This is a genomic window from Aquabacter albus, assembly GCF_040049275.1.
Classification (GTDB): domain Bacteria; phylum Pseudomonadota; class Alphaproteobacteria; order Rhizobiales; family Xanthobacteraceae; genus Aquabacter.
The window spans coordinates 83,522-95,741 of the sequence record NZ_JBDZDT010000003.1 but is presented as its reverse complement, the minus strand read 5'-3'; the positions used below and the strand labels follow the sequence as shown (position 1 = coordinate 95,741).

Sequence of the window (12,220 nt, the reverse complement as noted above, 5' to 3'; positions counted from 1 at the left end):
TCGGATCAGATCCGGGTAAAGCCGTCCGCGCTCCAGAACTCGCTCCCCACCTGGTGATGGCCGGTGAACAGGCCGGTGGGGTCGTATTTCTGCTTGGCGGCGAGGAGGCGGTCGTAATGCGGCCCCCAAGCCGTCTCGCGCCAGTTCTCCTCGAAGAAGCTCATCTCGGATGAGTACGAGCCGCCGGCGGGCGCGGCCCGGCGCAGTTCGGCAAAGGCGGCAGAGATCTTCCGCGCTTCGGCGCGCGCCGCCGCCATGTCCGGCTCATGCCCGGGCACGCCGGGATAGGCCCGCGTCTGGCCCCCGGCGATGATCGCAAGGGCGAAGGCGTCGATGGCGTCCGGATGGATGGAGGTCTCGCGCGCCTCGCTGCGGCGGGCCTCGGTGGCGCCGGCGAGCCCCTTGTTGAAATGCAGCATGACCTCGTAGTGCCGTGAGGCCGCGAAAAGCGCTTCGGTGAGCGTGCCCTGGCCTCCGGGTTCAAGCAGGCCCTGCGGCAGCCATATGGACTGGTATCCGGAGAAATAGGCGCCGACCTCGCTGGCATTGCCCGCCCACCAGAATGTGCCCGGTGCGGCGTCGGGGCGCTCGTCGGCGATGATCGACTGGGGCAGATGCGTGCGGCGATAATCGAAGTCCCACCAATTGCGCATGGGCATCGAGATAATGCGCGGCTCGGAGGCTTCCGCGATGTCGGCGGGATTGTTGGCGATCCATGCGAAGAGCGGCGCCCATGCGCCCAGCGCCTCGGCGTCGGAGAGGCCCTGGAAGACCATTGCGATGGTCAAGGTATTGTCCGGTGCGAACGACGCCTGCTCGCCCCAATGCGGGTTGATGAGGCCTGCCTTCGCAAAGCCGCAGAATGCCGCGATGAGGCGGCGGAAGGCCGCGTCCGATGAGGCCCGGATCGTCCGCCTGAAGGAGCCCCCTCGCTCGGGCAGCTCCCGTGTGGCGAGGGTGAGCCGCGTGGTGATGCCGAAACCGGCGCCGCCCCCCTTGAGGGCGAGGAACAGATCGGGATTTGTGCAGGCATTGGCGATCCGGACCTCGCCGTCCGCCGTCACGATCTCGGCTTCCAGCAGGCTCGCCACGACGAGGCCGCCATATTTGGAGAAGCTGCCGAACCCGCCGGTCTGCACATGGCCGCCGAGCCCCACGCTCGTGCAACCGCCGCCCTGCACGAACCGGCCGCCCTTGGTGACCACGCGGTCGTAGAGCTGGATGAATTTAGCGCCCGAACCCACGCTGACCGCCGCCTGCGGCGCGACGGCGCCGGCGCAGCCCTGGGGCACGAACGCATCGTGCATTTCGATGGCGTTCAGCCGGCGGGTCCAGAGCAGCATGCTGTCCGCGGCGCTGGACTGGCCGAGATAGCTATGCGCGCCGCCCTTCACCACGAGGCGCAGATTCTTCTCCCGCGCGAAATTCACCACCGCGGCCACTTCGGCGGCGGTGCCGGGGATCGCCGCATAGACGGAGGGCGCGGACGTCCAGCCATCGATCCAACCGGACGACTGGGTGGCGCCGGCCTGGGCCTGGATGAAGAAGGGGTTGGACAAGTCCTTCAGCGCGGCGTCGCAGAGCTGGCCGTTGGCATCGCGCGCGCAGCTCGCGAGCGGGGAGGTCACGGGTTCGAGGTGCCCGCCGAGGGCCGTGCGCAATTCGTCCCAATCGCGTGCGCTCGGCCATTCGGGATCGCCGGGCCGCACCCGGCGCAGCGGCGCGGCAATGGAGGGCTGAAAGGAGACCGTGGCGCCCGCGCTTCCCGCCAGTGCAACGGACACCATGCCTTTGAGCAAGTCGCGCCGATCCATGTTTCCACTCTAGCCGTTTGGATACGAACGAGAGCCTAGCGGCGGTTCTACTCAAAAAGAAGGACTGAACGGCCGTCGCGCAGCCCATATCCGCCGTGCAAGGGGAGGTCACCCGCCGAGCAAATTGCTGCGCACGGATTTCAGATGGTCCTCGATGGCGCGTTCCGCCTGGGCGGCGTCTCGCGCGCGCAGCGCCGCGACGATGACGCGATGGTCCGCGCGGTAGGCGTCGCGCCGCTCCGCATTGATGCTGCGCCGCTTGAGGTCGCCCCATTCGGTGCGGTCCCGCGCGTCGGTGACGGCGCGGTAGATCTCGATGAGGAGCCGGTTGTGGGTGGCCTCTGCCATGGTCTGGTGGAGAGCGGCGTCCCAGCGCTCGAATTCCTCGAAATCGTCCGCCGCCTCGGCCTTGCGGTTGCAGGCATCCATGCGCTCGAAATCCGAGGCCGTGGCATTGGTGACGATGAGCAAAGCGAGCCGCGGCTCCAGCACGAGACGCGTCGCCATGATCTCGGCGGGGCTGACCTCACGCCCATTGGGCGCCTCTTCGCCAGAGCCGTTCTCCGCCACATAGGTGCCGCTGCCGACGATGCGCGTCACCTGCCCGCGCGCCTCCAGCACGGAAAGCGTGTCCCGGACCGCGCTGCGCGGGACGCCGAGATGCTCCGACAAGGCCCGCTCCGTGGGCAGCTTCGCGCCCCGGCCATAAGTGCCCGCTGCGATGGCCTCTTCCAGGAAAGCATGAACACGGGCGGCGGGCTTGGACATGGATCGGCTCCCAACGGGTAAATTGGTATACCAATGGCAGCGGCCGCGGAAGGGAAAATTCTCTTAGGGCTGATAGACATCAGCTATCAGCCGGATATAGTGCACCAAATAGAGCTACCTGCACGAAATTGGTCAACCAATAAGGGCTGTTATGAAACTGGCGACCGTTGAAATCCAAGGGCAGAAGCGCGTGGGCCTCGTCTCGCAGGACGAGAAGACCATCAACCTCATCGAGGCCGCCGACATGCTCGATGTCATCGCCCGCTGGGACGCGCTGGGCTCCAAGCTGTCGGCCAGCGGTGCCGGCCTGCCCCTGGGCGAGGTGAAGCTTCTCGCGCCCATCCCCCTGCCGCGCCGGAACATCATCTGCGTCGGCAAGAATTACCGCGACCACGCCAAGGAATTCGCCCAGAGCGGCTTCGAGGCCGGCGCGGTGGCGGGTGCGGAGATCGATACCCACCCGGCCGTCTTCTCCAAGCCGCCGAGCACCGTCATCGGCCCCGACGCGGTGGTGGACACCCATCCCGGCGTCACCGATTCCATCGACTATGAGGTGGAGCTGGCGCTGGTGATCGGGCGCGGCGGCAAGAACATCAAGGCGGCGGACGCCTTCTCCCACATCTTCGGCTACACCATCGTCAACGACGTGACCGCCCGCGACCGCCAGAAGAACCACAAGCAGTGGTTCCTCGGGAAGGCGCTGGACACCTTCTGCCCCATGGGCCCGTGGATCACCACGGCGGACGAGGTGGACGCCGAGAACCTCGACGTGAAGACCTGGGTCAATGGCGAGCTCAGGCAGAACGCCAACACCCGCGACCTCATCTTCACCATTCCGAGCCTCATCGAGACCATCTCCGCCGGCATGACGCTGGAGCCGGGCGACATCATCGCCACCGGCACGCCGTCGGGCGTCGGCATCGGCTTCAAGCCGCCGAAATTCCTGAAGTCCGGCGACGTGGTGAAGCTCTCCATCAGCGGCCTCGGCGAGCTGACCAACCGTTTCGAATGAGCTTGGGGGCCGCCGGGGTGTCAGGGCTCCCGGCGGCCACCAAAATACCGAGAAGGCCGGCTCGACCGGCACCTGAGGAAACGACCCAAACGGAGGTTCCCATGTTCAAACGCGTGACGCTCAGCCTCGCGCTTCTCGCAAGCGCTCTCGCGGCGCCTGCCGCTCTGGCGCAGCAGGACTATCCCAACCGCAGCATCCGCATCGTCGTGCCGTTCGGTCCCGGCGGCCCGGCGGACGTTTATGCCCGCTTCGTCGGGCAGCGGCTGCAGGAGGTGTTCAAGCAGCCCGTCATCATCGACAACAAGACCGGCGCCGGCGGCGTCATCGGCACGCTGGACGCGGCGAAGTCGCCGGCGGACGGCTACACGCTGCTGATGATGTCCAACACGCAGACGGTCAATGAATCCCTCCTTCGCAAGAAGCCCTATGAGCTGATGAAGGATTTCGTGCCGGTCTCGCCGGTGAATTATTCCGACCTCGTCATCGCGGTGAACCCCTCGGTGAAGGCGAAGACGCTGGCGGAGTTCATCGCTCTCGCGAAGGCCGAGCCGGGCAAGCTGAATTACGCCTCCTCCGGCCAGGGCACGCCCTACCATCTCTCCACCGAATTGTTCCGGGCCATGACGGGCATCGACATCGTCCATGTGGCCTACAAGAATTCGGGCGATGCGCGCACCGGCCTCATCAGCGGGCAGGTGGATATGATGATGGATGCGGTCACCACCATGGCGCCCCAGGTGCGGGCCGGCAAAGCGGTGGCACTCGCCACCACCGGCAAGGTGCGCTCTACCGTGATGCCCGACGTGCCCACCGCTGAGGAAGCCGGCGTGAAGGGCTTCGAGGCCTCCATCTGGCTCGGCATCATGGCGCCCACGGGCACGCCCCAGCCCATCGTCGACCGTCTCAACAAGGAGATCGTCGCCTATATGAGCGATCCGGCAGTGAAGGCGGAGTGGGCTAAGCAGGGGGCCTATCCGCTCATCATGACGCCGGCCGAATTCGGTGATTATCTGAAGGCCGACATCGAGAAGTGGCGCGGCGTCGTCACCAAGTTCAACATCACCGCCGACTGAAGCGCGGGGCGCATGCCGACCTACCAGCTCCACATCAACGGCAGCGCCCGCGCGGTCTCGGCCGAGGCCGAGACGCCGCTGCTCACCATCCTGCGGCACGAGCTCGGCCTGTCCGGCCCGCGCTTCGGGTGCGGGCAGGGCGAGTGCGGCGCCTGCCGGGTGCTGGTGGGCGACCAGTCCATGCCCTCCTGCGACACCCCCGTCTGGGCGGTGGAGGGGAAGGCGGTCACCACCGTGGAGGGTCTGGGGAGCGAGGCGGGGCCGCATCCCTTGCAGGCGGCCTTCCTGGAGGCGCAGGCCATGCAGTGCGGCTATTGCGTCTCCGGCATCATCATCACCGCCGCGGCGCTGCTGAAGCGCGTGCCGCGGCCGAGCGAGGTCGAGGTGCGCGAGGCCCTCGACCGCAATCTCTGCCGCTGTGGGGCGCACAACCGCATGGTCCGCGCCATCCTCAGGGCCAGCGAGGAGATGGCGGCATGAACGCCCCGTCCGCTCCCCCGCTGCCCAAAAGCCTCCAGGCCAATCCCCAGCTCGGCCAGTGGCTGAAGATCCTCCCCGACGGCGAGGTGCATGTCTGCGTCGGCAAGGTGGAGATCGGCCAGGGCATCGCCACCGCCTTGCTGCAGATGGCCGCCGACGCGCTGGAAGTGGATGCGGGCCGCATCCGCATGGTGCAGCCCTCCACGGCCTACAGCCCCGACGAGGGGGTCACCTCCGGCAGCCTGTCCATCCAGGATTGCGGGCGCTCCATCCGCCATGTCTGCGCCGAGGCGCGGGAGCTGTTCCGGCAGGAGGCCGCGCAGCGCCTCGGCACGGAGCCGGACGACCTCATCCTCGATGACGGCACCATCATCGGCCCGGGCAATGCCCGCACCAGCTATTGGGAGCTGGCGCAGGACGTGCCCCTCGACCGGCCGGCCACGCCGGGCGAGCGGGCCGTGCGCCGCCGCCACGCCTCCGGGCGCGAGGACCTCGCCCGCATCGATATCGCCGACAAAATCTTCGGCCGGCCCCACTTCATCCACGATCTGCGGCCTGCGGACATGCTTCATGGCCGCGCCGTGCATCCCCTGCGCCTCGGCAGCCGCCGGAGCGGGACGGAGGACCTGGCCGCCATCGCCGGCGCGGGCGTCCAGGTGTTCGAGGACGGCGCCTTCATCGGCCTTCTCTCCGACGACGAGCTGAAGGTGGAGCAGGCGGCCGCCCGGCTGCGGGAGAAGATCACCTGGCAAGGCGGCGCGCCGCTGCCCAAGGAGGCGGAGCTGCCCGACTGGCTGCGCGCCCAGCCCGTGGACCCCGTGGTGGAGACGCGCGGCGAAGCCTCCGCCCAGCCCGCCGCGCGCACCCTGTCGCGCTCTTTTCTCAAGCCCTATATCGCCCACGCCTCCATGGCGCCGTCCTGCGCGCTGGCCCTTTGGCCGCAGGATGAGGGCGAGACACGCCTTCGCGTGTGGACCCACAGCCAGGGCATCTACAATCTGCGCGCCGACCTTGCGGTGGTGTTCGATTTGCCCCTCGACGCCGTCGTGGTGGAGCACGTGGAGGGCGCGGGTTGCTACGGGCACAATCCAGCTGATGACGTGGCGCTCGACGCCGCTTTGCTGGCCCGCGGCTGTCCCGGCCGCACGGTGCGGGCGCAATGGAGCCGAGAGGACGAGATGTCCTGCGGCCCGTTCGGCCCCGCCATGCGGGTGGACCTCGACGTGGACCTGGATGCCGAGGGCGAGATCGCCGGCTGGCGCCACACCATCTGGAGCAACGGCCACAGCATGCGGCCCGGCCGCGCGAAGCAATCCACCCTGCGCGCGGCGGCGGAGATGGAGGGCGGGGCGCCATGCCCCATCGCCATCAACATGCCGGCCGCCACCGGCGGCGGCGCCGACCGCAACTCCATGCCGCTTTATGTCTTCCCGGATACGCGCATCACCAACAACCGGCTGATGGTGATGCCCATCCGCACCTCCTCCATGCGGGCGCTCGGGGCGTTTGCCAATGTGTTCGCCATCGAGAGCATGATGGACGAGGTGGCGCGCGAGAAGGGCGAGGACGCCGTCGCCTTCCGCCTGCGGCACCTGAAGGACCCGCGCGCGGTGAAGGTGGTCGAGGAAGCGGCCCGGCTGGTGAACTGGCCGGCGGGCAACGGCCTTGAGAGCGGCGGGCGCGGCTTCGCCTTCGCGCGCTACAAGAATACAGGCGCCTATTGCGCGGTGGTGGCGGACATCGTCTGCGAGGAGGAGGTGCGGGTGGAGCGCCTCACCATCACCGTGGATGTGGGCGAGGTGATCAACCGCGACGGCGTCCTCAACCAGGTGGAGGGCGGCGCCATCCAGGCGACGAGCTGGGCGCTGAAGGAGGCCGTGCGCTTCGACCGTGACGGCATCCTCTCCCGCGGCTGGGAGAGCTATCCCATCCTGCGCTTCTCCGAGGTTCCGGCGGTGGACATCCATATCATCGAGCGGCCGGACCTGCCTCCCATGGGGGCGGGCGAAGCCTCCCAGGGGCCGGCGGGTGCGGCCATCGCCAATGCGGTGTTCGACGCCATCGGCGTGCGCATGACGCAATATCCCATCACCCGCGAAAATCTCATCGCAGCCATGGAGCTGGGGCTTTGACCGAATTGCGTATCCTGAGCGGCGGTGCCGCCGAGGGCCTTGTGGGGCGCACCGCGCCGGCCTTCGAGACCGAGACCGGCTTTCATGTCGCCGGCACCTTCGGCGCGGTGGGCGTCATGGCCGCCAAGCTGCGGCAGGGGGAGGCGGCGGACATCCTCATCCTCACCCGCGCCTTGATCGATGAGCTGGCCGGGGAAGGCCGCGTGGATGCGGCGAGTGCCGTCGATCTCGGGGCGGTGCCTACGTCTGTCGCCGTGCGCAATGGCGATCCCGTGCCGGAAGTCTCCACCGGGGATAAGCTGCGCGCCGCGCTCCTCGCCGCGCCGGCGCTGTTCTCGGCGGACATCGAGACCGCCACCGCCGGCCGGCACGTGGCCTGGACGCTGAAGGAGCTGGGCATCTGGGACGAGATGTCCCCGAAGCTCAAAGTCTATCCCAACGGCGCCACCGCCATGGCGGCTCTGGCTGCGAGTGGCATCCCCGGCGCCATCGGCTCCACCCAGGCGACCGAGATCCTGAACACGGCGGGCATCACGCTCATCGCCGATCTGCCGGAGGGCGTGTCGCTGCTGACCATCTATACGGCGGCGGTGGCGATGGGCTCCGCCCATGCGCCGGAGGCTAAGAGGCTGATTTCGCTCCTTGCGGCGAATCCGGCACGGGCCGACCTCGGATTCGCAGGCTAACGCTGTCATGCCCGGGCTTGTCCCGGGCATCCACGTCTTTCCCTTAAGCACACCCAGCGGAGCCCCGTCATGGCCGGGACAAGCCCGGCCATGACGGCAGGAAAAGCGGTGAGCCTGCTCGTTCCGGAGACTCGAACTGCCCTAAAGCGGCAGCCCCTCCAGCTGCGCCACCGCCGTCATCACGCCGCGCACTTCGGCGAGGCCGCGCAGGCGACCGATGGCTGGGTAGCCGGGATGAGTCGGCTTGCCCACATCGTCCAGAAGCTCGTGCCCATGGTCAGGGCGGAAGGGCAGGCGCCAGTCGGCAAGGCCGGCCTCTTTCCGGCGCTTCTGCTCCCGCAGGAGCACCTGCACCACGGCGACGAGATCCACGTCGCCGCCCAGATGGTCGGCCTCCATGAAGGAGCCGTCCGGCTCCTTCGACACGTTGCGCAGATGGACGAAATGGATGCGGTCCGCAAAGCGCGCGGCCATGGCGGGCAGATCGTTGCCAGGCCGGGCGCCCAGCGAGCCGGTGCAGAAGGTGAGCCCGTTATTGCGCGAGGGATGGAGCGCCAGCACCGCCGCCAGATGGTCCTCGCTGGAGACGATGCGCGGCAGGCCGAGCAGCGGGCGCGGCGGGTCGTCGGGATGGATGCCCATGCGGATGCCCACCTCATCGCAGGTGGGCATCACCTCTTCCAGGAACCGGCCGAGATTCTCCCGGAGGCGCTCGGCGGAAACGTCCTTGAAGCGGGCGAGGATGGTGCGCAGGCTCGGGATGTCGTAGCGGTCGAAGGCGCCCGGCAGGCCGGCCATGATGTTGGCCAGAAGCCGGTCGCGGTCCGCCTGCGTGGAGGCATCAAACCATGCCTTCGCTCGCGCCAGCACCTCGGGCGCATGGTCGGCCTCAGCGCCGTCGCGCTCCAGCATGAACACGTCGAAGGCGGCATATTCGAAGGCGTTGAACTTCAGCGCCCGCCCGCCGCCGGGAACCGGGCTTGCAATGTCGGTGCGGGTCCAGTCCAGCACCGGCATGAAATTGTAGCAGACATTGTGGATGCCGCAGGCGGCGAGGTTGCGCAGCGAGGTGCGATAATTGTCGAACAGGGGCTTCAGGTCGCCCGTGCCGATCTTGATGGCCTCGTGCACCGGCAGGCTTTCCACCACGCTCCAGCGCAGGCCGAGGGATTTGTCCTGTTCGATGAAGTCCTTGCGCGCCTGGATCGCCTCGCGGGTCCAGACCTCGCCGGCGGGCACCTCATGGAGCGCGTTCACGATGCCGGCCGCGCCGGTCTGGCGCACATGCGCCAGGGTGATGATGTCCTTCGGCCCCCACCAACGCCATGTCTGTTCCATGAGCGCGACGCTCCTTCTTAATGATTGATTGTGCCGTCAGGCGTCGTTGAGGATGAGGCCCGGATGGGTAGCGGCCAGCGCGTCGGCCACCTTGAGCACTTCGGAGAGATGCTCGCGCGTCGCGGTCTCCGAGCGGGCGACGTCGCCGGCGCGCACGGCGGCCAGCATCGCCTTGTGCTGGGTGATGAGCGTGTCCACGGGCGTCACGTTGGGCAGAGAGAGGAAGCGCAGGCGGTCGAACTGCGCCTTCTCGCGCTCCACCACATCCCAGATGCTCCCCGCCTCGATGCCGTCCGCCAGCGTGCGGTGGAAGGCGTCGTCGGCGGTGGTGAAGCGCTCTGGATCGTCGCGGGACGCCTCCTGCTCGGCGATCACCTCGTCGAGCGTCCGCAGCCGCGCCGGGGATAGGCCGTGCTCGGTTGCGTGGCGCACGATGGCGACTTCCATGGCCTCGCGCACGAAGCGCGCCTTCTTCACCGCCCGCAGCGAGATGCGGGTGATGAAGGTGCCGCGCTGGGGCAGCACTTCGATGAGCCCTTCGTCCACCAGCCGGAACAGCGCTTCGCGCACCGGCGTGCGCGAGGTGCCGAAGCGGCGCGCCAGCTCGTTCTCGGACATGCGCGCGCCGGGCATGAGGCGGAGCACGATAATGTCCTGGCGGATCTCCGCCTGGATCGCCTCGACGCTGGGCGGCCCGGCGAAGGCGCGCACCTCGGCTCGCGCGGCCCCCGTCATGCGTTCCAGCCGAGATGGCTGAGGAAGTCGCGGGTGCGGGTCGCGTGGGGCGCGTCGAAGATCTGCTGGGGCGGGCCCTGCTCGATGATCTCGCCGCGCTCGAACACCACCACATGGTCGGCGACGCGCCGGGCAAAGGTCATTTCATGGGTCACGACGATCATGGTCATGCCGTCGTCGGCCAACGCCTTCATCACGTTCAGCACCTCGCCGATGGTCTCGGGATCAAGTGCCGAGGTGGGCTCGTCGAACAGCATCACCTCCGGCTCCATGGCGAGCGCGCGGGCGATGGCCACGCGCTGCTGCTGCCCGCCGGAAAGGTTGGCGGGATAATTGTTCATCTTGTCGGCGAGGCCGACCTTCACGAGCAGCTTCTCGGCCCGCAGACGGCAGTCCTTGTCCGCAAGTCCGAGCACGGTGGACGGGCCGATCATCACGTTCTCGATGGCCGTCTTGTGGGGGAACAGCTCGAAATTCTGGAACACCATGCCCATGCGCTGGCGCACCTTGCGGATGGAGGCGGGGTCTTTCGGCAGCGGCACGCCGTCGAAGCGGATCTCGCCGCCATCCATGGTCTCCAGCGCATTGGTGCAGCGGAGCAAAGTGGACTTGCCCGAGCCCGAGGGGCCGATGAGGCAGACCACCTGCTGGCGCTTCACTTCCATGGAGACGCCATTGAGGGCGACGAACTGCCCATAGAGCTTACGGACATCCCTGTACTTCAGCACGACGTCCGGGAGCGCCTGCGGCGCGGCAGTGGCGAGTGTCATTCCATTACCCCGAACTTCTTGCGGATCCAGTCCGCGATCTTGGCCTGCGGATAGCCCAGGAGCCAGTAGATGGCCGCCATGGCGGTGAGCATCTCCAGCACGCGGAAGGTCTGCGAGCGGATCTGCATGGCGGTGTGGGCAAGGTCGCCCACGGCGATGACGGAGACCAGCGAAGTATCCTTGAACAGTGTCACCCAGGTGGTGGCGAGCACGGGCAGCACGCGGCGCAAAGCCTGGGGCAGGATGATCTTGCGGAAGGCCTCCATCTCGCTCATGCCGAGCGCGAGGGCCGCCTCCGTCTGCCCCTTGCGGATGGAGCGGATGCCGGACCGGAACGTCTCGGAATTGTACGCCGTGTTGTTGAGCGAGAGCGCCACGAGCCCGGTGACGAAGGGCGAGAAGCTCACGTCCAGCACCACGGGCATTACATAGAACGCCCAATAGACCACCAGGAGGATGGGAATATTGCGGAACAGCTCCACGAAGCAGGTGGCGAGGAAGGACACCGGCTTGAAGCGGCTCTCCCGCAGCATGGCCACCACGATGCCGCACGGCATGGCGATGGCCATGGTGAGCACGGTGAGCGCGATGGTGATGAGGGCACCGTGAAACAGCAGCCCTGCGGAGGCGGGGATGACGGACCAATCGAGGTTCATGACCGCCCCAGGAAGGAAATGCGCTGGTAGACCATGTCCACGATGCGGGTGAGTGGGAAGATGACGAGGAAGTAGATGATCATCACGGTGGTGAAGACCTCCACCGGCGCATAGGTTTGCGCGGCGATCGTGTCCGCCCGGCGCATGAGCTCCGGCACGGCGATGACGGTGGAGATGGCGGTGTCCTTCACCGCTAGGGACAACAGGTTCCCGAAGGCTGGCATCATGCGCACGAAGGCCTGGGGCAGCACGATCTTGCGCACCACCTGCGCCCCCGACATGCCGAGCGCGAGGCCGGCGCGGATCTGGCCCGGCCGCACGGATTCGATGCCCGCGCGCACCACCTCCGCCACATAGGCGGCAAGGTGGAAGGAGAGGGCGAACAGCGCCGACCAGAAGGGCGGCAGGTTTACGCCCGTGGCAATGGGCAGGGCGAAATAGATCCATACCAGCACCACCAGCACGGGGATGGCGCGCATGGAGTCGATGTAGAAGACCAGGATGACCCGCAGCCAGGCGGGCCCGTAGCGCCGGCCGAGCGCCACCAGCGTGCCGAACGTGAACGCGCACAGCGCGACGCCGCAGGCGAGCTGGAGGGTGACCCAGAGGCCGCTGAGCAGGAAGGGCCAGCTCTCCAGGATCGGATCGAAATTGAAGTCCATGGGTGCCTATGTGCCGTTTCGAGTGGAGAAGCCGTCATGGCCGGGCTTGTCCCGGCCATCCACGTCCCTCCGTTAGCGCCCACCCGGCGGCACC

General features: G+C 67.7%; 12 protein-coding genes. 5 read left to right on the top strand and 7 right to left on the bottom strand.

Annotation, left to right across the window (positions count from 1 at the left end; genetic code table 11):
* Positions 1 to 5: 5 nt before the first annotated feature.
* Positions 6 to 1,814, bottom strand: a complete 1,809-nt coding sequence (locus ABLE91_RS06945) for an FAD-binding oxidoreductase (protein WP_348929826.1) — start codon at positions 1,812 to 1,814, stop codon at positions 6 to 8.
* Between the two features lie 108 nt (positions 1,815 to 1,922).
* Positions 1,923 to 2,582, bottom strand: coding sequence for a FadR/GntR family transcriptional regulator (locus ABLE91_RS06940; RefSeq protein WP_348929824.1), 660 nt, complete (start codon positions 2,580 to 2,582; stop codon positions 1,923 to 1,925).
* Between the two features lie 151 nt (positions 2,583 to 2,733).
* Here ABLE91_RS06940 and ABLE91_RS06935 point away from each other — a divergent pair, with 151 nt between their 5' ends.
* From ABLE91_RS06935 to ABLE91_RS06915, 5 genes are all read left to right on the top strand, one after another.
* Positions 2,734 to 3,594, top strand: coding sequence for a fumarylacetoacetate hydrolase family protein (locus tag ABLE91_RS06935; RefSeq protein ID WP_348929822.1), 861 nt, complete (start codon positions 2,734 to 2,736; stop codon positions 3,592 to 3,594).
* A gap of 101 nt (positions 3,595 to 3,695) precedes the next feature.
* Entirely contained in the window at positions 3,696 to 4,667 is a 972-nt protein-coding gene (locus ABLE91_RS06930) for a Bug family tripartite tricarboxylate transporter substrate binding protein (RefSeq protein ID WP_348929821.1), read from the top strand.
* A 12-nt stretch (positions 4,668 to 4,679) separates the two neighbouring features.
* Positions 4,680 to 5,147 (top strand): (2Fe-2S)-binding protein, encoded by a 468-nt coding sequence (locus ABLE91_RS06925; protein WP_348929819.1) that lies wholly within the window; start codon positions 4,680 to 4,682, stop codon positions 5,145 to 5,147.
* Entirely contained in the window at positions 5,144 to 7,279 is a 2,136-nt protein-coding gene (locus ABLE91_RS06920; RefSeq protein ID WP_348929818.1) for a xanthine dehydrogenase family protein molybdopterin-binding subunit, read from the top strand. The genes ABLE91_RS06925 and ABLE91_RS06920 overlap by 4 nt, the downstream gene beginning before the upstream one ends.
* The gene (locus ABLE91_RS06915) at positions 7,276 to 7,965 is read left to right on the top strand and encodes a molybdate ABC transporter substrate-binding protein (RefSeq protein ID WP_348929816.1); all 690 of its coding nucleotides are present in this window, start codon (positions 7,276 to 7,278) and stop codon (positions 7,963 to 7,965) included. Before ABLE91_RS06920 ends, ABLE91_RS06915 begins: the two co-directional genes overlap by 4 nt.
* A gap of 141 nt (positions 7,966 to 8,106) precedes the next feature.
* Here ABLE91_RS06915 and uxuA read toward each other — a convergent pair whose 3' ends face one another.
* Genes uxuA through ABLE91_RS06890 form a run of 5 tightly spaced genes read right to left on the bottom strand, consistent with a single transcriptional unit; the run spans position 8,107 to position 12,126 of the window.
* Positions 8,107 to 9,303 (bottom strand): mannonate dehydratase, encoded by a 1,197-nt coding sequence (gene uxuA / locus ABLE91_RS06910; RefSeq protein WP_348929814.1) that lies wholly within the window; start codon positions 9,301 to 9,303, stop codon positions 8,107 to 8,109.
* A 36-nt stretch (positions 9,304 to 9,339) separates the two neighbouring features.
* Positions 9,340 to 10,038, bottom strand: a complete 699-nt coding sequence (locus ABLE91_RS06905; RefSeq protein WP_348929812.1) for a GntR family transcriptional regulator — start codon at positions 10,036 to 10,038, stop codon at positions 9,340 to 9,342.
* Entirely contained in the window at positions 10,035 to 10,808 is a 774-nt protein-coding gene (locus tag ABLE91_RS06900; protein WP_348929811.1) for an amino acid ABC transporter ATP-binding protein, read from the bottom strand. Before ABLE91_RS06900 ends, ABLE91_RS06905 begins: the two co-directional genes overlap by 4 nt.
* A complete protein-coding gene (locus ABLE91_RS06895; protein WP_348929809.1) occupies positions 10,805 to 11,464 on the bottom strand; it encodes an amino acid ABC transporter permease in 660 nt (219 codons plus the stop codon). Before ABLE91_RS06895 ends, ABLE91_RS06900 begins: the two co-directional genes overlap by 4 nt.
* The gene (locus ABLE91_RS06890; RefSeq protein ID WP_348929808.1) at positions 11,461 to 12,126 is read right to left on the bottom strand and encodes an amino acid ABC transporter permease; all 666 of its coding nucleotides are present in this window, start codon (positions 12,124 to 12,126) and stop codon (positions 11,461 to 11,463) included. The genes ABLE91_RS06895 and ABLE91_RS06890 overlap by 4 nt, the downstream gene beginning before the upstream one ends.
* Between the last annotated feature and the right edge of the window lie 94 nt (positions 12,127 to 12,220).